Source organism: uncultured Porphyromonas sp. (genome assembly GCF_905372525.1).
Lineage (GTDB): Bacteria > Bacteroidota > Bacteroidia > Bacteroidales > Porphyromonadaceae > Porphyromonas.
This window is the reverse complement of sequence record NZ_CAJPPN010000040.1, coordinates 1-22,419: the sequence shown is the minus strand read 5'-3', so window position 1 is coordinate 22,419 and position 22,419 is coordinate 1. Positions and strand designations below refer to the sequence as shown.

The following is a 22,419-nucleotide window of genomic DNA, read 5'->3' as shown; positions in this document are numbered from 1 at the left end:
CCTAAGGCCCCTCAGGCTGCCCCATCTGCTCCCCGCACCAGCCCCGCAGACTCTCGCACGGTAGGAGCTCCGACGAAGGGTGCAGAGCCCCTGCCCCGTGTCGTCCCCATAGGTGCCCCAGCTCCCGAGGTCGCTCCCACGGCGAGCAAGGAGGCCGCTCCTCAGGCTGAGCCCCAGAGCGCCCAGCCCCAGAGCGAGGGAGGCGAGGCTACGGGACGTATCGTCTTCCGTCACAAGGATAGTAAGTCTGTGCTGGATCAGGTCCTACCTGCCTTCACCGCTCCAGTGAAGCCCCGCCACGAGGGCAAGGCACAGCCGTCTGGTAATACTGCTCGCCCCGTGATCAAGACAGGGCAGGAGGAGTTCGACTTCGGTGGTATCCTAGAGTGCTCTGGGGTACTGGAGATCCTACCTGATGGCTATGGCTTCCTTCGCTCTGCGGACTACAACTACCTACCTTCGCCCGATGATATCTACCTCTCGGTAGCACAGATCAAGCAGTGGAGCCTGCGTCCAGGAGACCTCGTGGAGGGCTTTATCCGTCCACCACAGGAGGGGGATAAGTACTTCCCCTTCGAGAAGATCACCCGAGTCAATGGTCGTACCCCCTCGGAGATGCGTGACCGTGTCCCCTTCGACCACCTCACCCCGATCTTCCCCGACGAGAAGTTCAAGCTCGAGTCTCCACGCAACCCTGCCGTACAGGACAAGATAGCGATGCGTATCGTAGACCTCTTCGCCCCCATAGGTAAGGGGCAGCGTGGTCTGATCGTCGCTCAGCCCAAGACGGGTAAGACCGTCCTGCTGAAGAATATCGCCAACGCCATCGCAGCTAACCACCCCGAGGTCTACATGATCATCCTGCTCATCGACGAGCGTCCCGAAGAGGTCACCGATATGGCAGCGAGTGTCAATGCCGAGGTCATCGCCTCGACCTTCGACGAGCCAGCAGATCGCCACGTGAAGATCGCCGAGATTGTCCTCAACAAGGCGAAGCGTATGGTGGAGAGTGGTCAGGATGTCGTCATCCTCCTCGACTCGATCACCCGTCTGGCTCGTGCCTACAACACCGTACAGCCTGCCTCGGGTAAGGTGCTCTCTGGAGGTGTGGATGCCAATGCCCTGCAGAAGCCCAAGCGATTCTTCGGTGCCGCACGTAATATCCGCGGGGGCGGTAGCCTCACGATCCTAGCCACCGCTCTGCAGGAGACGGGATCGAAGATGGACGATGTGATCTTCGAGGAGTTCAAGGGTACGGGTAACATGGAGCTCCAGCTCGACCGTCGCCTAGCGAACAAGCGTATCTACCCAGCCGTAGACCTCGTAGCCAGCAGCACACGCCGAGACGACCTCCTACAGGATACTGCTACCCAGCAGCGTATGTGGTCGGTACGCAAGGTGCTCTCCGAGATGAACCCCATAGAGGCTATGGAGAATGTGAAGAACCTCATGCTGCGCACGCAGAACAACGAGGAGTTCTTCGCCGAGGTAAACAGCTAAGCCTCCCTTTTCCCCTTCCCCCACCCTCTCTTCTCTCCGTGAACCTCTATCGGGGCTCACGAGAGAGACGAAAGCCACAGAGCCCAGGGCGTACCTAGTGTACACCCTGGGCTCTGTGGCTTTTGTCTCGGAGCGTGTCTGCTAGCTGAGTCGCTGGCAGAGGCTGTGGCGATAGGCCTCCCAGTCGGTGATGGTGTGCCGTGCCACCCCGCTCGCTATGGCAGCCTCCGCTACCGCAGTGGAGACCCGCTCGATGAGCCTACGATCGACGGGCTTCGGGATGAAGTATTCGGCACCGAAGGTCAAGCTATCCAGCCCATAGACCTCCTTGACGTAGCTGGGGACGGGCTCGTGTGCTAGAGCAGAGAGGGCACGTGTGGCAGCTAGGAGCATGGGCTCGTTGATGGCGGTGGCGTGGGTGTCGAGAGCTCCACGGAAGATATAGGGGAAGGCTAGGACGTTGTTGATCTGATTGGGGTAGTCGGTACGTCCAGTGCTCATCAGCACGTCGGGACGAGCAGCCTTCGCCTCCTCATAGGTAATCTCGGGATCGGGGTTGGCTAGGGCGAAGATGATCGGATTCTCAGCCATAGAGCGTACCATATCAGCCGTCACCATCCCTCCCTTGGAGAGTCCGAGGAAGACGTCCGCCCCGACCATAGCCTCAGCCAGTGTCTTGATGTCGGTACGGGCTGAGGCGAAGGCACGCTTCATCTCGTTGAGGTCGGTACGAGCCGTGGTGATCGCTCCCCGAGAGTCGAACATCAGGATATGCTCCCTACGTACCCCGAGCGAGCAGTAGAGCCGTGCACAGGAGAGGGCAGCAGCCCCAGCACCACTGACGACGACACGCACCTCCTCGATGCGCTTGCCTGCGAGCTCTAGGGCATTCAGCAGACCAGCCCCAGAGACGATAGCGGTGCCGTGCTGGTCGTCGTGCATGACGGGGATAGAGAGCTCGGATACGAGTCGGCGCTCGATCTCGAAGCATTCGGGTGCCTTGATATCCTCGAGGTTGATAGCTCCGAAGGTAGGGGCTATAGCCTTGACCGTACGGATGAAGGCCTCGGGGTCGCGCTCATTGACCTCGATGTCGAAGGCATCGACTCCCGAGTAGATCTTGAAGAGCAGAGCCTTGCCCTCCATGACGGGCTTGCTGGCATCGGCGCCTATATCTCCGAGGCCGAGGACGGCGGTGCCGTTGGAGATGACAGCTACGAGGTTGCCCTTGTTGGTGTAGCGGTAGGCATCGTGCACCTCACTGGCGATCGCTAGACAGGGCTCGGCGACACCAGGCGAGTAGGCTAGGGAGAGGTCGTAGGGGGTACTATGGGGCTTGGTCGGGACGATCTCGATCTTCCCGGGCTTGCCCTCCTCGTGGTAGCGGAGAGCGGCTTCTTTGGTGACCTTGAGTGGCATGAGGGTAGGGGTTAGAGGGTGGGGACTAATATCAAATAGGTCAAATAGGTCAAATAGGTCAAGTAGGTATGATAGGGGTAGTATATCAGAGGTCGGTGGGGGCTGACGAATTGTATTTGTTCATCGCCGAGGTGATGCCCTCTAGGCAGAAGGCTGCCGCTGCCTCGCAGGCCTGCTCGATGAGCTGGGGGAGACGTGCCTCCTGCTCGGGGGGGAAGGCACCGAGGACGTAGTCGATCTGCTTGCCCTGAGGATAATCGTTGCCGATACCGAAGCGTAGGCGAGGGTAGGCCTGCGAGCCTAGGAGCTGGGCGATGTTCTTGAGCCCATTGTGCCCAGCGTCGCTCCCCTTGCCCTTCAGACGGAGGGTGCCGAAGGGTAGGGCGAGGTCATCAACGAGGACGAGGATGTGATCGATGGTGATACGCTCCGTGCTCATCCAGTAGCGTACGGCCTCGCCACTGAGGTTCATGTAGGTGGAGGGCTTGAGTAGGACGATCTGAGCGTTCTTGATGCGTCCCGTAGCGACGTCACCGTAGCGCTTAGTGGCGAAGCTGGTGCCGAGACGGGCTGCGAGGGCATCGGCGATACGGAAGCCGATATTGTGGCGTGTCGCCTCGTACTCACGGCCGATATTGCCGAGGCCCACGATGAGATACTTCATATCTATACATTATCTATAGGTGTAGGACGGTGGGCATTAGGCCGTTGTCCCGAGCTACAAAGATAAGCGTACGAGCCCGCTAGATGTTCCCCATCGGAGGTAAATCCTCTAATCTCCTAGTCTTACGGGGAATATCCTTTATCTTTGCACCGGGAATAGTCCCTCATATATGCATCGCAAACACCGCATTAACCCTATGACTAGCCACAAGATCCTCTGTGTCGCTGGAGCACTAGCCTCTGCCGTCGGTACAGCAGGAGCCCAGTCAGCGACCAAGGGTGCCCCCAAGGCTACCCCAGGGGCACGCCCCCTAAACATCGTCTACATCATGTCAGACGACCATTCCTATCAGATGATCAGCGCCTACGACCAGCGCTACATCTCCACACCCAACATCGACGCTCTAGCTCGTGAGGGAGTTCGCTTCACCGAGAGCTTCGTCGCCAACTCTATCTCTGGCCCTAGCCGTGCCTGTATGCTCACAGGGAAGCATAGCCACATGAACGGCAAGACGAACAACGAGAGCGCCCACCAATTCAATCAGAGCCAGCAGACCCTCCCCAAGCTCCTACGTGCCGGTGGCTATCAGACGGCGATGATCGGCAAGATCCACCTAGATGGTATCCCTCAGGGCTTCGACCACTGGGCGATCCTCCCCGGGCAGGGCGACTACTACGATCCTGCCTTCGTCGTCCCCCGAGGGATGCACCTGAGGAATGGCTATAGCCTACCCAATGGCACCGATGCCAGCACGGCGGATACCGTCCGCTACCATGGCTATGTGACCAATATCATCACCGATATGAGTCTGGACTGGCTAGAGCAGCGAGACAAGACGAAGCCCTTCGCCCTCTTCATCCACCACAAGGCAGCTCATCGTGACTGGATGGCCGATACGGTCGATCTCAAGGCCTACGAAGATCGTACCTTCCCCACCCCAGAGACCTTCGATGACGACTATGCAGGGCGACCCGCCGCTGCAGCTCAGGAGATGAATATCCTCAAGGATATGGACATCACCTACGACCTGAAGATGCGTACCAACCCCAACCCCTCTGGACTGGGCAAGTACTACCTACACGGCATCTACGGACGCCTAGAGGCGGGCGTCAAGGCTAAGTTCGACAGCATCTATGACCCTCTCTCTCGCGCCTTCTTCGAAGCTCCCCCGACGGGTCGTGCCCTCGCTGTGTGGAAGTACAACCGCTACATGCGAGACTATGCCAAGGTGATTAACTCCCTTGACCGCAATATTGGACGTGTCGTCGAGTACCTACGTGAGCACGATCTGCTGGACAATACCATCATCGTCTACACCTCGGATCAGGGCTTCTATATGGGCGAGCACGGGTGGTTCGACAAGCGATTTATGTACGAAGAGTCTATGCGTACCCCACTAGTGATGCGTCTGCCTGCCGCTCTCGGCTACAAGCGCCGTGGGGATGTCACGACCCTCGTGCAGAATATCGACTATGCACCTACCTTCCTCGATATGGCGGGCCTACCTATCCCTAGCGATATACAGGGGATCTCCCTACGTCGCCTCCTGCTGGCAAATGGCAAGGAGCCCGACCTCGGGCGTAAGGCGCTCTATTACCACTTCTATGAGTACCCAGGCGAGCACGCTGTGCGTCGTCACTACGGGATCCGTACGACACGCTACAAGCTCATGCACTTCTACGGCGATATAGATAAGTGGGAGATGTACGACCTCAAGAAGGATCCCAACGAACTGACCAACGTCTTCGATGACCCTTCGTATGCCAAGGTACGTCGTCGGCTCGAGCGAGACCTCGATGGTCTACGCAAGTACTACAAGGCTGAGAATGCCAAGTAATCCACGCCCTCTACTCCGGGGGGCTGCCTAGCCCTCTCTGCCTAGAGGATACACTCGGACGTGAGTCCGACGCTGGGGGAGCTCCGCAGAGAGCTGATCCCCATCATATCAGACTTGCTTGTATCTTTCCCCCCCTCGGGAGGAGGGGTCACATGGTTAGTGTTGTGTAGAGGATGCCTCGATGAGGCATCCTCTACCTCTTTATATGGGGCTGTCATTAGGGGATGAGGTGCTCATCCTCTTATCCCTAATAGCGTACGCTCCATACGCTATCGAGTACGTACCACGCTTGAGGTATCTTGGGCATCCTTTCATTCACCACTCAGAGAGCCTTAGCCTAGACCTTATCCCTCCTAGCCGTTAGTCCTAGGAAAACGCACGTGTAAGGAGCCCGACAGAGGACATACTTAGAGCGATGTTGTGTACACGTGTGTATACAAGAGTGTACACGTGGGTACACAATGGTATACACACGTGTACACTTTCCCCTCGTAGTTAGTAGGCGGACACTCGGTAACTCTACCACTAAAGTCGGGGTACTGCGACCGAGGTAGAGGCTTCTCGGCTACTTCGTCCTCGATCCCTAGTGTTTTTCATGCGTCGGCTCTGAGGTGTCTGATAGTCTACCTCCTAGCGACTTGATGTACTTTTTGTATCTTTGCCTAGCTTGTGTGCGCCAAAGAGATAGGGGCTCACACAACGCAGACGCAAAAGACTATCCATAACAAGTAACGAAGACGAATATAAAGCCTATGGGAAGAGTCCTCATTATCGGTGCTGGCGGTGTCGGTACGGTGGTGGCTAAGAAGGTGGCACAGAATAGCGACGTGTTCACCGACATCATGCTCGCTAGCCGCACCAAGAGCAAGTGCGACAAGATCGCCTCGGAGATCAAGAATGTACGTATCCAGACCGCAGCCGTAGACGCCGATAACGTCCCCGAGCTAGTGGCCCTGATGCGGGAGTTCAAGCCCGAGCTCGTGATCAACGTCGCCCTGCCCTACCAGGATCTACACATCATGGATGCCTGTCTGGAGGCAGGGGTGAACTACCTCGATACGGCGAACTATGAGCCTCTGGACGAAGCAAAGTTTGAGTACAGCTGGCAGTGGGCCTATCAGGAGCGCTTCAAGGCTGCTGGACTCACCGCTATCCTCGGCTGTGGCTTTGACCCAGGGGTGACTGGGGTATTCACCGCCTACGCTGCTAAGCACCACTTCGATGAGATCCACTACCTAGACATCGTAGACTGCAACGGCGGGGACCATCACAAGGCCTTCGCTACCAACTTCAATCCCGAGATCAACATCCGCGAGATCACGCAGAAGGGACGCTACTACGAGGATGGGCAGTGGAAGGAGACCGAGCCACAGGAGATCCACAAGCCCCTGACCTATCCGAATATCGGGGTGCGTGAGTCCTACCTCCTCTACCACGAGGAGCTGGAGTCTCTGGTCAAGAACTATCCGACCATCAAGCGGGCACGCTTCTGGATGACCTTCGGGCAAGAGTATCTGACTCACCTCAGGGTGATGCAGAATATCGGTATGACTCGTATCGACCCTATCCTATATAATGGTGTAGAGATCGTCCCCATCCAGTTCCTCAAGGCCGTACTGCCCAATCCCGGTGAGCTCGGAGAGAACTACACGGGCGAGACCTCTATCGGCTGTCGTATACGAGGCCTCAAGGACGGCAAGGAGCAGACCTACTATGTCTGGAACAACTGTAGCCACCAGGCTGCCTACGAGGAGACGGGGGCACAGGGCGTCAGCTACACGACGGGTGTACCTGCCGCTATTGGAGCCCTGATGTTCTTCCGTGGGCTGTGGCGTCGTCCAGGGGTCTACAATGTCGAGGAATTCGATCCCGACCCCTTCATGGCCGAGCTACAGAAGCAGGGACTACCTTGGCATGAGGACTTCGGGCTAGACCTAGAGCTCTAGGCAGGAGTCTCCCCTTCCCCATTCGCCCCCGAGGTATAGACCATGCTCTAGACTCGGGTGACTACGTATTATTCACTAGGCGAGGTCGTCCCTTCACCGCAGTCTATCTGCGGGGGCGACCTCGCCTGCCTTAATTAGATACACTACCTAAATGAAAGTACTCCTGATCGTCGACCCCCAGAACGACTTCATCACCGGCTCCCTAGCTGTCCCCGGAGCCACTGCGGCTATGGACTACCTCACCGAGTGGGTGCGGGTACACCGTGCCGAGTACGACGCCATCGTCGTGACCCTAGATCAGCATCCTGCCGATCACTGTAGCTTCGCTGCGCAGGGAGGCCCCTGGCCCGTCCACTGTGTAGTCTATACTGTCGGAGCGGCTCTCTATCCACCCCTCGGGGAGGTGCTGACGGATGCCCAGCGTGCAGGGGAGAGCGTCCTCTACGTCCCCAAGGCCACCACTCAGGAGCGAGATGCCTATAGCGCCTTCGAGGAGTACGTCCCCGAGCCCCTACGTCAGGCGACAGAGATCGATGTCGCCGGCCTCGCTGGAGACTACTGCGTGCGCTCCTCCATCGCCGACCTTCGGCGTCACCTTCCCCAGACGCGTATGCGCACCCTAGACGAGGCGATCGCCTGGATCGGGGAGCCTACGCCCCTCCTCTAGTCCCATCACTAGTCATTCGCTATCCCAATGAAAGCAAAAAGTCTCATCCTCGCATTCGGTCTTCTCGCTATGCTTACCGCTTGCCACAGCCAGTCCTCTACGGACAATCCTCTCCTCGTCGAGAGTACGCTCGACTTCTATGCTCCTGCATTCGATCGTATCAAGCCCGAGCACTTCCTCCCGGCCCTCAAGCAGGGCATAGCAGAGCAGTCTGCTGAGATCGACAGCATCGTCAATAATCCCGAGGCTCCGACCTTCGAGAACACGATCCTAGCCTTCGAGAAGTCTGGCCGACTGCTCACCCGTACCTCGGCTCTGCTCTCTGCACTCTCCGCAGCCAATGGTACCGATGAGCTCCGCAAGGTAGAGGAGGAAGCCACCCCGCTCCTCTCTGCCCACAGCGATGCGCTGATGCTCAACGACAAGCTCTTCGCTCGTGTCAAGGCCGTACACGATACTGATACCCAGCTCAAGGACGAAGACCTACGCCTCACGGAGGTACTCTACCAGCAGTTCGTCCACGAGGGTGCACTCCTCTCGCCCGCCAGCAAGGACTCGCTCTCCAAGATCAACGGGGAGCTCTCGGTGCTGGAGACGAAGTTCGTCAATCAGGTACGGGATGCAACCAATGCCGCTGCCCTGCTCATCACCGATGCTAAGGAGCTCGATGGCCTATCGCAGGAGAATATAGACCGTGCGGCCAAGCTCGCCGAGGAGCGTGGACAGAAGGGTAAGTATCTCCTCGAGATCTCCAATACGACTCGCCCAGCCTATATCGCTGAGCTCAATAATAGAGATGTGCGTCGTCGTCTCCTAGAGGCTTCGCTCACTCGTGCCTCTCGCCCCAATGATCCGAACAACACCGAGCCAACCCTTACCCGTATCGCCGAGCTACGAGCCGACAAGGCCAAGCTCCTCGGCTACCCCACCTTCGCAGCCTGGGTGCTCAGTGACCAGATGGCAGGTGAGCCAGCCGCCGTCTATCGCCTCATCGAGGGGATCGCTCCTGCCTACCGCAAGAAGGTGCAGGCTGATGCAGCCGAGCTGACGGCTTTTGCACAGAAGACCGAGGGGAAGGACTTCAAGCTCGAGGCTTGGGACTGGGACTACTATGCTGAGCGACTGAAGAAGCAGAAGTTTGACCTCAACGAGAATGACCTCAAGCCCTACTTCGTACTCGACAGTGTGCTGAAGAACGGGGTTTTCTTCGCTGCGAATAAGCTCTACGGCCTGACCTTCAAGCCCCGCACCGATATCCCCGTCTATGCTGATGGGGTGAAGGTCTATGAGGTAATCGATCGGGATGGCTCCTCGCTAGCCCTCTTCTATACCGACTACTTCCGCCGTCCTACCAAGAATGGTGGAGCGTGGATGGAGAACTTCATCCAGCAGAGCTTCCTCTTTGGACGCAAGCCGGTCATCTACAACGTCTGCAACTTCCCCGCACCCGCTCCCGGGGCGCCTGCCTTCCTGACGTCGGACAATGTCGAGACGCTCTTCCACGAGTTCGGGCATGCCCTGCACGGCTTCTTCGCAGCACAGCGCTACGAGAGTATCTCGGGGACGCAGACGCCACGTGACTTCGTAGAGATGCCCTCGCAGTTCAATGAGCACTGGATGACGGACTCCATTGTCCTACGCAACTATGCTCGCCACTACCAGACGGGTGAACCCATGCCTCAGGCACTGATCGACAAGCTCAAGGCCTCTGCGCTCTTCAACCAAGCCTACTCCCTAGGTGAGAACCTCGGTGCCGTCACCATCGATATGGCCTGGAACACTCTGCCTGCTGGGGAGAAGGTCACGGATGTAGCAGCCTTTGAGCAGAAGGCTCTGAACAAGCTCGGGATCTACTCCACGCAGGTACCTCCACGCTATCGCTCACCTTACTTCCTCCATGTCTTTGGGGGTGGCTATGCAGCGGGTTACTACTCCTATCTGTGGACACAGGTGCTGGAGAGCAATATCTTCGACTGGTTTGTCGCCCATGGGGGGATGACGGCTGAGAATGGTCAGCGTCTGCGTGAGCTCGTCCTCTCTCGTGGTAACTCTCGTCCTGTGAAGGAGCTCTTCACCGCCTTCACCGGACTCACAGAGCCCGATATGCGTAGCTTGATCCGAGCTCGTGGACTAGACAAATAGGGCTCAGCTCTCTGACCCTAGAGATAGAGCGAAGGGCTACCCTCGGCAGCGGCTGAGGGCAGTCCTTCGCTCTATGCTGGGGTGAGGTAGGGGGGATGTGGACGTCTATACGTGTCACTTGGCACAATTGTCGTACCTTTGTGCATACGAAAAAGAAGACCCAAAACAAGTTTTATAGACAGGTAATTAGTAACAATAATGTCACAAGTAAGCATAGCCTTCTTCGGTACGATGCCCTACGACAAGGCGACCTTCCGGGAGGTCAACGAGCAGTACGGCTTCGATATCAAGTACTATACGGGCAACCTTAGCCTCAATAACGTCAGCCTCACCCAGGGTGTGGAGGTCGTCTGTATCTTCGTCAATGACGACGTAGACGCAGAGCTCATCCAGCACCTCAAGGACAACGGGGTGCGTCTGATCGCCCTGCGCTGTGCGGGCTACAACAACGTCGATATCGCAGCCGCTCAGCGTGCGGGTATCGCCGTCGTGCGTGTCCCCGCCTATTCCCCCCACGCCGTAGCCGAATACGCTGTGGCGCTCATGCTCTCGCTCAACCGCAAGATACAGCGTGCCTCCTGGCGTACACGTGACGGGAACTTCTCGCTCAACGGCCTCATGGGCTTCGATATGTACGGCAAGACCCTCGGGGTCATCGGCACGGGTAAGATCGCCAAGGTGCTCATCGGCATCCTCCGAGGCTTCGGGATGAAGATCCTCGCCTACGACCTTTACCCCGACCAAGCCTTCGCCGAAGCCAACGATGTACGCTACGTTACCCTCGACGAGCTCTATGCAGCCTCCGACATCATCTCCCTACACTGTCCCCTCACCCCTGAGACCGAGTATATCATCAATCGGGAGAGCATCGCCAAGATGAAGCGTGGAGTGATGATCATCAATACGGGTCGTGGTAGGCTCATCCACTCCGAGGACCTTATCGAAGGGCTCAAGACAAAGCAGGTCGGCTTCGCAGGCCTAGACGTGTATGAGGAGGAAGAGCCTTACTTCTACAAGGACAAGAGCGACAAGATCATCGACGATGATACGCTGGCTCGCCTGCTCTCCTTCAACAACGTCATCATGACCTCCCATCAGGCCTTCTTCACCGCCGAGGCGACGCAGAATATCGCCCACACGACCCTCTCCAATGTCCGTGACTTCGTGGAGGGACGTACGCTCCTCAACGCAGTCCACGAGTAGGCCTTCCCACGTCCATCCCTCGCCCCTTCAGCTCTAGGGCTGTCGTGAGGATCTCGAGAGCTCCCTCACGATGCTATCGAGAGCCTAGGAGAGGACTCAGTATGTTCGCCCCTGTCACCTTACATAGGTGATGGGGGCGAACATTATATGTCCTATGTCACGCTCTCGGTATGTCCTCTAGCGCTCTCTCGTAGTGCCCGATACAGAGGCGGTTAGAGTAGGGTGGAGTGGTGTCTCGATGGACTACCTCGGGCGGTGGGGGCTGTGTAGGGGGAGGGCCGACGCATGATCTCGCTCACACACTCCTGCCTTTGGATCTTCGGGGGTATTGTTTCATATCCCAGAGAGTCCTAGCCCACCCTTAGAGATCCTAGGTATTATCCCCAAGGAATAGACCTACAAGCGAGCCCTACAGAGAAGATACTTAGAGCGCACTTGTGTACACGCGTGTATACTGTTGTGTACACGTGGGTATACTGTTGTGTACACACGTGTATACTCATGCCTCCTAGGTAGGAGGTATACGCTGGGCATATCTAGACTAGAACATAGATACTTCTACCCTTCGGCGTATACTCCCCCACGACCTTGCCCTCGCACTATAGTGATTTCATGCGTCAGCCCTGCTGTGTGGGAGGATGGGGGGCTGTGGTCTACGGGTGTTTTCGTATCTTTGACCAGCAGAGCCCCTCGCCTAAGGGGGCTCTACTGATGTAGATGTATAGTACACCCAAATATAGATTTTGCTTCCTATGAAGAGACTAGTCGCATCGGCCCTCACGCTGGGCAGTGCCCTTAGCCTACCCTTCCTTAGTCTACCCCTCTCGGGCCAGCGCACGGTAGAGCGTCTGGAGAAGGGATGGCGATTTACCCGAGTAGATGACCCGAAGGCCTCCACCGAGGGCTACAACGACAGCAAGTGGAGCCGTGTCGTCGTCCCTCATGACTGGGCGATCTACGGCCCCTTCAGCTTCGACAATGACAAGCAGCATCTGGCCATCGCTCAGGATGGGCAGAAGGAAGCGATGGAGCATGCTGGCCGTACGGGAGGCCTTCCCTTCGTGGGCGCAGGCTGGTATCGCCGCAGCCTTGAGATCCCCAGCGATCTAGGCGATCGCCGTGTATTCCTCCGCTTCGATGGGGCGATGAGCCATGCCCGTGTCTATGTCAACGGTAAGGAGGTCGGCTACTGGCCCTATGGCTACAATACCTTCGCCTTCGATATCACCTCCTTCGTGCGCCCAGGAGAGGCTAATACGCTCGCCGTCCGTCTGGAGAACAAGCATGAGAGCAGCCGCTGGTACCCTGGTGCAGGGCTCTATCGCAACGTGTACCTCACCATCACCTCCCCCGTCTACGTCCCTCTCTGGGGCACACAGATCCAGACCCCCACAGCCAAGGCAAGCCACGCCTATGTGGATGTCCGTACACGCATCGCAGGGATGAGCTCGCTCGCTGGCCGTCCTCTGCAGGTGACGACCCAGCTCCTCTCCCCTGCTGGCAAGGTCGTCGCACAGTGCGAAGAGGAGATCCAGAGCTCTAGTGCTGAACACCTCTGCCATACGGGCTTCGAGCTCCAGAGCCCCCAGCTCTGGGACATCGACCAGCCTCACCTCTACAAGTATGTCGTCGAGCTAAGCGATGGCGGACGTGTACTCGACCGCGACACCACGACCTTCGGGATACGCTCGATCGAACTGAAGGCTGGCGATGGCTTCTACCTCAACGGACGCAAGATCAAGTTCCAGGGTGCTTGTCTGCACCACGACCTAGGTCCCCTCGGTGCTGCTGTGAACGAAGCTGCTATGCGCCGTCAGATACGTCTGATGCAGGATATGGGTGTCAATGCTATCCGTACCTCGCATAATATGCCTGCCCCCGAGTTCGTCCGTCTATGTGACGAGATGGGGATGCTGCTGATGGCCGAGAGCTTCGACTCCTGGGCTCAGCCCAAGGTGCCCAATGGCTACAACCTAGACTTCAACGAGTGGCATGAGCGTGACCTGGTGAACCTCATCCACCAGTTCCGCAACAGTCCCTCCGTCATCATGTGGAGTATCGGGAACGAAGTCCCCGAGCAGCCCTCTGCCGAGGGTGCTAAGCTCGCCTACCGCCTCCAGCAAATCTGCCACAGAGAGGATCCCACTCGCCCCGTCACCAACGGGATGGATAACCCCAAGGCAGTGCTCAAGACCGGTATGGCAGCTACGCTCGATATACCGGGCTTCAACTATCGTCCCTTCCTCTACGATACGGCGCATCGTGTCCTCCCACAGGGCTTCCTCCTCGGCTCCGAGACCTGCTCTACGGTTAGCTCACGAGGTGTATACAAGTTCCCCGTCGTACGCAAGTCCATGGCCAAGTACCCCGACCATCAGTCCTCTAGCTACGATGTCGAGCACTGCGGGTGGAGCAACCTCCCCGAGGACGACTTCATCCGCCAGGACGACTACAGCTGGAGCATGGGTGAGTTCATCTGGACGGGGATCGACTACCTCGGTGAGCCCACACCCTACTACAGCGACTGGCCCAGCCACTCCTCGCTCTTCGGTGCGGTGGACCTAGCGGGTATCCCCAAGGATCGCTTCTATCTCTATCGTAGCCACTGGAACAAGACTTCGCCCACGCTGCACATCCTGCCCCACTGGACTTGGCCTAACCGAGTAGGTGAGGTGACCCCCATCTTCGTCTATACGAGCTACCCCGAGGCGGAGCTCTTCATCAACGGCAAGAGTCAGGGGCGTCAGCGCAAGGATCGCTCCGTCACGATCGACGCTACGGAGAATGAAGAGAGCTTCAAGAACTTCACCCGTCAGAAGCGTTACCGCCTGATGTGGATGGATACGAAGTATGAGCCCGGGGAAGTCAAGGTCGTCGCCTACAACGACGCTGGCGAGGTAGCCGAGGAGAAGGTCATTCGCACCGCAGGCAAGCCCCATCACCTCGAGCTCGTAGCTGACCGCACGACCCTCACGGCGGACGGACGAGATATAGCCTTCGTGACGGTGCGTGTGGTGGATAAGGAGGGCAACTTGATCCCAGACGATGCCCGCCTCTTGACCTTCCGTGTCACGGGTGCTGCTACCTTCCGTGCAGCCGCCTCGGGTAACCCCGCTTCGCTGGATGCCTTCCATCTGCCTCGTCACCATGCCTTCAGTGGCCAGCTTGTGACCCTCGTTCAGAGCTCCGAGCAGTCGGGTGAGGCTGTCCTCCAGGTCTCGGCTAAGGGCCTGCCTACGGCTACCCTGCGCCTTCAGATCAAGTAAGCCCCTAACTCATGCGACCCTCCACCGCGCTCTGCCTACAGCTAGGCAGGGGAGCGATGGAGGGTCTTTCCTATCCCTCCCGCACGATGCCCTACTACACCCCGAGCGAGATCGAGCATATCCTCGCCCTCACCCAGCAGTATCAGACGACGAGCCCCGAACGTATCCTCCTCGGCAAGGGGACGATGAGCCGTGAGGAGCGAACCCTCGTCGCCCTCCAGCTAAGCACTCGTGTAGCCCTCTCGAGGCGGCTCCCACGGTGGGCGGAGGTAGGAGCCTTCGTCCCCTCCTCCCTTGCCCTAGAGCAGTGCTCCAGCGAGGAGGCTGCCGAGTATAAGAGACGCTTCGCACGAGAGGATGACCAGCTCCTTGACCTCACCGGAGGGATGGGGGTAGACTTCACAGCTCTGAGGGCGGTGGCGGCTCATGGGGTCTATGTGGAGCGTCATGAGGAGCTAGCTAGCGCCGCAGCCTACAACCTCCCTCGTCTCCTCCCCACTCAGCCGAGTGAGGTGCACTGTGGGGAGTCGCTAGAGCTCCTCCCAGAGCTCCTAGAGCGTTACCGCCCGAGCCTTATCTACCTAGACCCCGCACGTAGGGAGGGCGGAGACCAGCACCGTAGGGTCTATGCCATCGAGGACTGCGAGCCCGACCTTCGGGAGCTCCTGCCGAGACTACGCTCGCTCTATGCTTCGCTCGGCTATCCACTTCCCCGCCTCCTGGTCAAGCTCTCCCCGATGCTGGACATCACGCATACCCTGCAGAGCGTACCCTACGTCACCGAGCTACATATCGTAGCTGTGCGGGGCGAGGTGAAGGAGCTCCTGCTATCCCTCGACCTAAGCCAAGAGGAGGCGATACCCGAGGCTGGGGCAGTTACCATCACGGCAGCGAACCTCCTAGGCTCGGAGCGACCTACCCAGATCTTCACACAGCCCCGTGCGCTAGCTCATGAGGGAGAACTCACGGCGAGCTACGCCACTGAGCTCTCGACCTATCTCTATGAGCCGAATGCTGCCCTCATGAAGTCGGGGCTCTTCAAGACCTTAGCGGAGACCTTCGCTCTGCAGCCTCTCCACCCCAGCACCCATCTCTATACCTCGAGCCATCGGGTAGTGGAGTTCCCCGGGCGAGTATTTGAGGTACGAGCTGTCCATCCCTTTGCCTCCTCCACCCTTCGTCGGCTGGGTCGAGAGCTCGGGGCAGCACAGATCTCGTGTCGCAACTTCCCACTCTCGCCCGAAGCCCTTCGTGCTAAGCTCGGCATCAAGGACAGCGATGCCCAGACGCTCTTCGCCCTCACACTCTCCCCGTCCATCCCCCTCATGGTACTCTGCCACCGCCTGTAGCGAGAAGGGGGAATCCCTCTCTCCTTAGGGGCTTGTTCTCTCCATATCACTTTAGGCTAGGTAGTGAGCACCAAGCTCGCTACCTAGCCTCTTTTATGGGGGAAAAGTAGCGATGAGGCTGACATTGTGACGCAAAAATAGGGGCTTTTAGAGGCGTAAAGTCAGCTTTATATGACTTGTTGTCAGGTTTTTAGGGCGGCACGGCCTTTGGGTGAGGGTAGGTGTAGATAACGAAATCTACACATAATAGAATAGAATATGAATATAAATAAGTATACAATCAAGTCGCAGGAGGCTCTACAGGCTGCCATCGATCTGGCTCGCAGGAATGGCAACCAGTCCATTGAGCCCGCGCACCTGCTCGGGAGCTTGCTCTCGGCGGGAGATAGCCTGATGGACTTCCTCTTCTCCAAGCTCGCTGTACAGCGTGCCCGAGTAGAGGAAGCCAACAACGTCGCCCTCTCTCACCTGCCCAAGGTCTCCGGTGGGGAACCCTACCTGAGCCAGAGTGCCAACGAGGTACTCAACAAGGCGGAGGACCTTGCCCGTGAGATGCAGGATGAGTACGTAGCCGTCGAGCACATCCTCATGGCACTTGTCCTGGTGGATAGTCCTACGGCTCGTATGCTGAAGTCCGACTTCGGGGTGAATATCTCCGACCTCAAGAAGGCCGTAGAAGAGCTCCACAAGGGCAACCGTGTGACCAGCCAGCATGCCGAGGAGCAGTACAACTCCCTCAGCAAGTACGCGATCAACCTCTGTGAGCGTGCTCGCGAGGGCAAGCTTGACCCTGTCATCGGGCGGGATGATGAGATCCGCCGTGTCCTACAGATCCTATCCCGTAGGACGAAGAATAACCCAATCCTCATCGGTGAACCCGGTGTGGGGAAGACCGCTATCGCCGAGGGACTCGCCTATCGTATCGTCCGTGGAGACGTCCCCGAGAACCTTCGCTCCAAGCAGGTCTATTCCCTCGACATGGGTGCCCTTATCGCTGGGGCAAAGTACAAGGGTGAGTTCGAGGAACGTCTGAAGGCCGTCGTCGGCGAAGTCACCAAGAGCGAAGGGGAGATCATCCTCTTCATCGACGAGATCCACACCCTAGTCGGTGCCGGTAAGGGCGAGGGGGCTATGGACGCTGCTAATATCCTCAAGCCTGCACTAGCTCGTGGCGAACTGCGTGCTATCGGTGCTACCACCCTCGACGAGTATCAGAAGTACTTCGAGAAGGATAAGGCTCTGGAGCGACGCTTCCAGATGGTCATGGTCGAGGAGCCCGATGAGGCAAGTAGCATCTCTATCCTTCGTGGACTGAAGGAGAAGTATGAGAACCACCACAAGGTGCGTATCAAGGATGATGCGATCATCGCTGCCGTACGTCTCTCCGACCGATATATCACCGATCGCTTCCTCCCCGACAAGGCTATTGACCTCATGGACGAGGCCGCTGCCCGTCTGAGGATGCAGATCGACTCCCTCCCTGAGGACCTCGATGAGATCGGACGTAGGATTACACAGCTTGAGATCGAGCGTGAGGCCATCCGTAGAGAGAACGATGAGGCCAAGCTCGATGAGCTGAACAAGGAGATCGCTTCCCTCAAGGAGCAGGAGGCCACCGACAAGGCCAAGTGGATGCGGGAGCAAGAGCTCATCAACCGTATCCAGCAGGCCAAGATCGACATCGAGCGTCTACGCTTCGAGGCCGAGCGTGCAGAGCAGGTCGGTGACTACGGCAAGGTAGCAGAGATCCGCTACGGCAAGCTCAAGGAGAAGGAAGCAGAGATCGCAGCCACACAGGCCGAACTCGCCAAAGCGCAGGGTGAGGAAGGTGCGATGATACGTGAGGAAGTCGGGGCAGAGGATATCGCCGATATCGTCTCTCGCTGGACGGGCATTCCCGTAGGGAAGATGCTCCAAAGTGAGCGTGAGAAGCTCCTCCACCTGGAGGATGAACTCCATCGCCGTGTCGTCGGTCAGGATCTTGCCATCGAGGCTGTAGCAGATGCCGTCCGTCGCTCACGTGCTGGTCTGCAGGATCCCAAGCGTCCGATAGGCTCCTTCCTCTTCCTCGGTACCACGGGGGTAGGGAAGACGGAGCTCGCCAAGGCTCTTGCCGAGGTCCTCTTTGATGATGAGACGATGCTCACCCGTATTGATATGAGCGAGTATCAGGAGAAGTTCTCCGCCACTCGTCTCATCGGTGCTCCTCCGGGATACGTAGGCTACGATGAAGGAGGACAGCTGACGGAGGCCATTCGTCGCAAGCCCTACTCGGTCGTCCTCTTCGATGAGATCGAGAAGGCACACCCCGATGTCTTCAATGTCCTCCTCCAGGTGCTGGATGATGGCCGTCTAACGGACAATAAGGGTCGGGTGGTGAACTTCAAGAATACGATCATCATCATGACGAGCAATATGGGCTCTGACCTTATACGTGAGCGTTTCGCCAATGTCCCCGACGGCAAGATGCAGCAGACGATCGACGAGACCCGCGAGCTGGTGCTGGATCTCCTGAAGCGGACGATTCGCCCTGAGTTCCTCAATCGTATCGATGAGACGATCGTCTTCACGCCTCTGACCAAGTCCGATATCGAGCGTATCGTCCGTCTACAGCTAGACGCTACCGCCCATGTCTTGGCCTCTACAGGTGTAGAGCTGCACTACACGGATGCCGCCGTCAGCTGGATAGCAGAGGCTGGGTATGACCCCGAGTTCGGTGCTCGTCCGGTACGTCGTGTGATCCAGCATAGTGTCCTCAATGAGCTCTCGAAGAGCATCCTTTCGGGTTCGGTCGATCGCTCCAGTGTGATCACCCTAGATGCCGAGGACGGCAAGCTCCTCTTCCGCTAAGCGCAGCGTAGCGAGTATTATTTGTGAGTTGTTAGAAGATGCGAAGGCTGCATACACCCTAGAGTGTATGCAGCCTTCGCTGTCTTTGTCCCCTCCAGGTAAGGAGGGGTGTGTTATATGCCGAGGGGCTTTACGATCTCCACACGGAGTCCGAGAGCGCTTATGAGGCGAAGGAATAGCCCTATGCTAGGCTCTACGAGACCATTCTCGATCTTGGATATATAGGACTTAGTCGTCCCGACTCGCTGAGCAAGCTCGCTCTGTGTGATATTTGCCTCTCGCCGTGCCTGGAGGAGGACTTGGGCGGCATAGAATGCCCTAGCTTCGTCCTCATGCTTGGCCCTCTCGGGGGTGCCTACCTTACCGAACTTAGCGTCTAGTACGCTATCGTAGTCTACGATGCTATGATTGTTTGTCTGCATAATAAGCTGTTTTTATCCGGAGTGCTTTCTCTATCTCTGCTCTAGGTGTCTTTTGCGTCTTCTTTTGGAAGCCATTGAATAGGACTACGACCTTTCCCTCGTCAAAGATGAAAAATACTCGGTAGATGTTACTCTCATATTCTGTCCTCAGCTCGAACAACCCCTCCTCATGTACCTTCTTGATGAACTTTGTCGATAGGCGCTCCTGCTTTTTGAGCAGTAGTAGCCCATAATGTATCTTCTCTTGTACACTCTCCGTAAGACTTGCCATGAAGGATTCGAAGTATCCTCCATAAGTTAGTATCTTTCGCTCCATGAAAAATAAAATTAGAAGTTTGTATTGACTAGGCCGCTTGCCTTGCTCGTACAAAGGTATAAAAGTTTCCACATATGGCAACTTTTATTGTCTGGCGACTTCTTTAAGCTCAGAGGGTGAACTAAGCGTAGAGTAGCGAGTATTATTTGTGAGTTGTTAGAAGAGGCGAAGGCTGCATACACCCTAGAGTGTATGCAGCCTTCGCTGTCTTTGTCCCCTCTGGGTAAGGAGGGGGTTATCACCCGACGAGGGGACGGAGACGCTCATGGAGCCCCTCGAGGATTTCCCAGATACGCTCCGCTGCTCCCTCCACGAAGGGAGGCTCAAGGATGAACTGCTCATAGGCCTCTTCGTCCTCCCACAGCTCCTTCACTCGGTCGTAGAACTCTTGTTCCTTTCCTTCCTCGAAGCGTAGGATGGCCTTGGGGTTGAGGATGCCGGGCTCTAGGTAAGCACCCCAATAGATGGGGATACACCCCGAGCGTATGCTGTCGAAGACCTTCTCGGTGATGTAGCCTTCGCCCAACGAATTCTCCGGGCAGAGGTTGAAGCGATAGTTGGCTAGGTTCTCCCCCGATAGGAAGATGTTCACGCCCTTGTAGTGGCGGATGAACCTCAGGGGCTTTCGGAAGTTGGAGAATAGATTGATCTTCTTCTTGGGCTCGAAGTATAGGTCGATGAAGCGTGGAAGCCAGAAGAGGGACGCATACTCATCCCACCAGTTGTAGCCACGGTACCGTGAGTTGTCGAGGTGGGAGGCAATGACACTGTATAGGGAGAGTTTGTGTAGAAATCTAAGCTTATAGACCCTACGGAGTCTCTCTCTGAGGAATTTCTTAGGCGAGATGTTTATTTCCTTAATGTCGTTAGGGACACAAAGATAGGGCTTTTGTATGGGGACTCTCTAATCAGGGCTGATGCATGAAATCACTTTAGTGCGAAGGCAAGGTCGTGAGGGAGTATACGCCGGAGATAGAAGATGGAAGTATCTATGTCTTAGTCTAGATATACCCAGCGAATACCTCCTACCTAGGAGGGATAAGTATACACGTGTGTACACAACTGTATACCCACGTGTACACAACAGTATACACGCGTGTACACAAGTGCGCTCTAAGTATCTCCTCTCTAGGGCTTGCTTGTATGTCTATTCCTTGGGGATAATGCCTAGGATCTTTAGTGATGGGCTAAGGCTCCCTGGAATATGAAATGATACCCCCGAAGATCCAAAGGTAGGAGTATGCGAGCGAGATCATGCGTCGGCCCAGACGCTCTAATGCCCTCTGTAGCGGATGTTCCGAGTGAGGCGAAGAGGATATGCCGAGGAGGGGGAGCATCGGGCACATAGTATTCGCCCCCGTCACCTTCGCTAGGTGGCGGGGGCGGATAGTATGGATCCCTGATGGGGGGGTACGTGCCTTCGAGACGATTAGTCAGAAAGCCTGCCTCCTACTCTATCTGTAGCTTGGTCAGCGAACCCATACAGATCGCTTAGCGAGACCTATATGAAGTCGTTCCCTTGGGCGAAGGCTAGAAGGCGCTCCTTTAGGGGAGGAGCAAGGTGGCGAGGATGGGTTAGGGGCGGTGGTAGACGATGGCGGAGGCGACCTCGTCTGCCTTCTCCTTGCTCTCTAGGGCCTCGATCAGGGCGAGCGCAAAGTCAAAGGTATAGGCTGCGCTCTTGGCCGTGATGAAGTTGCCCGAGCGGACGACAGGGCTGGTCGAGACCTTGGCCCCGTGTAGCTGTCCCTCGAAGCCCGGGTAGGCTATGGCTTCCTTCCCCTCAAGGAGTCCGAGGCGACCGTAGATGGAGGGGGCAGCACAGATGGCCGCTAGGATCTTACCCTCGGCGACGGCGTCTTGGATCAGTTCGTGTAGGCGAGGCGAGGCGTCGAGGTTGGATACGCCGGGGAGTCCACCCGGTAGGACGAGGGCACGAACATCGGCACTATAGACCTCGCGGATGGAGAGGTCGGCCTGCACAGCGATACCGTGGGCGCCGGTGACATGGGGTTCGTCCTCGATGGTGACGATGTGTGTAGGTAGACCTGCACGGCGGAGGAGGTCAATCGTGGCGATTGCCTCGGTCTCTTCGAAGCCTTCGGCTAGGAAGACATAGATGTTCTTTGGCATAATAATTAGGATTATTGTGGAGTAAAGGGGTGAGTGCTTGCGGGGTGCTGTAGTTAGTATGTAGGAGGGGAGAGACGCTCCCCTCGGGGGGAGCCTAGAGCCCCCGACCTGAGGGGAGGGTGGCGGGGGCTAGGACTGGATCTTGAAGCGGTAGGTGATGAGTCCCTCTTGGTCATCAGCACCTGCTACGCTATTGAAGCGGGTCGCGCGGGCGGCGGCTAGAGCCGCGTTGCGGATGGAGGTGTCGGCGATATTGGTACCCTGGGCGACGGTAGCCTGTATGACACGTCCCGAGCCGTCTACGACGATGCGCACACGTACGACGCCATCGATAGCTCGGCTGGTGGAGGGGCGGGCTAGGATACCACCGTTGCTGACGATGGTACGTCCGGTGAGGGCATAGCTACCTGCACTACCGTTGGGGTTGCCTTGGTTGCCTGTGCCCGAGCTAGCAGTACCCTGTGAGCCGGCAGCACCACTCTGACGCCCAAAGGCTCCTGCTACGGAGTGCCCGATCTCCTGACGCTGTGTCTCACGTCGGGCAGCTTCCTCGCGAGCACGACGCTCAGCCTCGGCACGAGCCTTGGCCTCAGCCTCGGCACGGCGGGTCTCCTCGAGGCGCATGCTCTGCTCTATGCTCTGCGTCTGCAGGGGTTGGCTAGAGGTGCGGGAGGGAGCCTTGGGTCGTGGCGTAGGGGTCGGGAC

The 22,419-nt window shown here is 57.4% G+C and carries 15 protein-coding genes and 1 pseudogene; 9 read left to right on the top strand and 7 right to left on the bottom strand.

The features are described from left to right. Positions 1 to 1,500: transcription termination factor Rho (gene rho, locus QZ170_RS07500; protein ID WP_297179397.1), on the top strand; the 1,500-nt coding region annotated here is incomplete at its 5' end. Positions 1,501 to 1,668: 168 nt separating this feature from the next. Here rho and QZ170_RS07495 read toward each other — a convergent pair. Together QZ170_RS07495 and pth are read right to left on the bottom strand one after the other, a co-directional pair. Beyond that, positions 1,669 to 2,919, bottom strand: a pseudogene (locus QZ170_RS07495) (malic enzyme-like NAD(P)-binding protein); the annotation flags it as partial. An 85-nt stretch (positions 2,920 to 3,004) separates the two neighbouring features. Beyond that, on the bottom strand, positions 3,005 to 3,583 hold the full coding sequence (gene pth / locus QZ170_RS07490) for an aminoacyl-tRNA hydrolase (protein ID WP_297179394.1): 579 nt from the start codon (positions 3,581 to 3,583) through the stop codon (positions 3,005 to 3,007). Positions 3,584 to 3,779: 196 nt separating this feature from the next. On the opposite strand from pth, the gene QZ170_RS07485 reads away from it, so the two are divergent. The 8 genes from QZ170_RS07485 (at position 3,780) to clpB (ending at position 18,843) form a co-directional block, all read left to right on the top strand. After that, positions 3,780 to 5,420 carry a sulfatase gene (locus QZ170_RS07485; RefSeq protein WP_297179392.1) on the top strand — a complete coding sequence of 547 codons (1,641 nt, stop codon included), beginning with the start codon at positions 3,780 to 3,782 and terminating at the stop codon, positions 5,418 to 5,420. Between the two features lie 752 nt (positions 5,421 to 6,172). Further along, the gene (locus QZ170_RS07480) at positions 6,173 to 7,366 is read left to right on the top strand and encodes a saccharopine dehydrogenase family protein (protein WP_297179388.1); all 1,194 of its coding nucleotides are present in this window, start codon (positions 6,173 to 6,175) and stop codon (positions 7,364 to 7,366) included. 151 nt (positions 7,367 to 7,517) lie between these two features. Then, the gene (locus QZ170_RS07475) at positions 7,518 to 8,033 is read left to right on the top strand and encodes an isochorismatase family protein (protein ID WP_297179385.1); all 516 of its coding nucleotides are present in this window, start codon (positions 7,518 to 7,520) and stop codon (positions 8,031 to 8,033) included. Positions 8,034 to 8,060: 27 nt separating this feature from the next. Continuing rightward, positions 8,061 to 10,175 carry a M3 family metallopeptidase gene (locus tag QZ170_RS07470; RefSeq protein ID WP_297179383.1) on the top strand — a complete coding sequence of 705 codons (2,115 nt, stop codon included), beginning with the start codon at positions 8,061 to 8,063 and terminating at the stop codon, positions 10,173 to 10,175. Between the two features lie 198 nt (positions 10,176 to 10,373). After that, the gene (locus QZ170_RS07465) at positions 10,374 to 11,378 is read left to right on the top strand and encodes a 2-hydroxyacid dehydrogenase (protein ID WP_297179380.1); all 1,005 of its coding nucleotides are present in this window, start codon (positions 10,374 to 10,376) and stop codon (positions 11,376 to 11,378) included. A 752-nt stretch (positions 11,379 to 12,130) separates the two neighbouring features. Beyond that, entirely contained in the window at positions 12,131 to 14,644 is a 2,514-nt protein-coding gene (locus QZ170_RS07460) for a glycoside hydrolase family 2 TIM barrel-domain containing protein (RefSeq protein ID WP_297179376.1), read from the top strand. 11 nt (positions 14,645 to 14,655) lie between these two features. Further along, entirely contained in the window at positions 14,656 to 15,993 is a 1,338-nt protein-coding gene (locus QZ170_RS07455; protein ID WP_297179374.1) for a hypothetical protein, read from the top strand. 258 nt (positions 15,994 to 16,251) lie between these two features. After that, positions 16,252 to 18,843, top strand: coding sequence for an ATP-dependent chaperone ClpB (clpB, locus tag QZ170_RS07450; RefSeq protein WP_297179371.1), 2,592 nt, complete (start codon positions 16,252 to 16,254; stop codon positions 18,841 to 18,843). Positions 18,844 to 18,956: 113 nt separating this feature from the next. Here clpB and QZ170_RS07445 read toward each other — a convergent pair whose 3' ends face one another. The 5 genes from QZ170_RS07445 to QZ170_RS07425 all read right to left on the bottom strand — a co-directional run. Further along, on the bottom strand, positions 18,957 to 19,265 hold the full coding sequence (locus QZ170_RS07445) for a helix-turn-helix transcriptional regulator (RefSeq protein WP_297179369.1): 309 nt from the start codon (positions 19,263 to 19,265) through the stop codon (positions 18,957 to 18,959). Continuing rightward, positions 19,246 to 19,581: a type II toxin-antitoxin system RelE/ParE family toxin gene (locus QZ170_RS07440; protein ID WP_297179366.1), complete on the bottom strand. Its 336-nt coding sequence runs from the start codon at positions 19,579 to 19,581 to the stop codon at positions 19,246 to 19,248. The genes QZ170_RS07445 and QZ170_RS07440 overlap by 20 nt, the downstream gene beginning before the upstream one ends. A 238-nt stretch (positions 19,582 to 19,819) precedes the next feature. Continuing rightward, the gene (locus QZ170_RS07435; RefSeq protein WP_297179363.1) at positions 19,820 to 20,173 is read right to left on the bottom strand and encodes a glycosyltransferase family 10; all 354 of its coding nucleotides are present in this window, start codon (positions 20,171 to 20,173) and stop codon (positions 19,820 to 19,822) included. 983 nt (positions 20,174 to 21,156) lie between these two features. Then, positions 21,157 to 21,714: a DJ-1 family glyoxalase III gene (locus QZ170_RS07430; RefSeq protein ID WP_297179360.1), complete on the bottom strand. Its 558-nt coding sequence runs from the start codon at positions 21,712 to 21,714 to the stop codon at positions 21,157 to 21,159. 129 nt (positions 21,715 to 21,843) lie between these two features. Next, positions 21,844 to 22,419 (bottom strand): TonB family protein (locus QZ170_RS07425; protein ID WP_297179357.1); only part of this gene is annotated, 576 nt, incomplete at its 5' end.

Coding starts and splice junctions, on each gene's coding strand:
- QZ170_RS07470 (WP_297179383.1), top strand. CDS start 8,061: ATGAAAGCAAAAAGTCTCATCCTCGCATTCGGTCTTCTCGCTATGCTT.
- QZ170_RS07460 (WP_297179376.1), top strand. CDS start 12,131: ATGAAGAGACTAGTCGCATCGGCCCTCACGCTGGGCAGTGCCCTTAGC.
- QZ170_RS07440 (WP_297179366.1), bottom strand. CDS start 19,581: ATGGAGCGAAAGATACTAACTTATGGAGGATACTTCGAATCCTTCATG.
- QZ170_RS07430 (WP_297179360.1), bottom strand. CDS start 21,714: ATGCCAAAGAACATCTATGTCTTCCTAGCCGAAGGCTTCGAAGAGACC.
- QZ170_RS07475 (WP_297179385.1), top strand. CDS start 7,518: ATGAAAGTACTCCTGATCGTCGACCCCCAGAACGACTTCATCACCGGC.
- QZ170_RS07480 (WP_297179388.1), top strand. CDS start 6,173: ATGGGAAGAGTCCTCATTATCGGTGCTGGCGGTGTCGGTACGGTGGTG.
- pth (WP_297179394.1), bottom strand. CDS start 3,583: ATGAAGTATCTCATCGTGGGCCTCGGCAATATCGGCCGTGAGTACGAG.
- QZ170_RS07465 (WP_297179380.1), top strand. CDS start 10,374: ATGTCACAAGTAAGCATAGCCTTCTTCGGTACGATGCCCTACGACAAG.
- clpB (WP_297179371.1), top strand. CDS start 16,252: ATGAATATAAATAAGTATACAATCAAGTCGCAGGAGGCTCTACAGGCT.
- QZ170_RS07455 (WP_297179374.1), top strand. CDS start 14,656: ATGCGACCCTCCACCGCGCTCTGCCTACAGCTAGGCAGGGGAGCGATG.
- QZ170_RS07445 (WP_297179369.1), bottom strand. CDS start 19,265: ATGCAGACAAACAATCATAGCATCGTAGACTACGATAGCGTACTAGAC.
- QZ170_RS07485 (WP_297179392.1), top strand. CDS start 3,780: ATGACTAGCCACAAGATCCTCTGTGTCGCTGGAGCACTAGCCTCTGCC.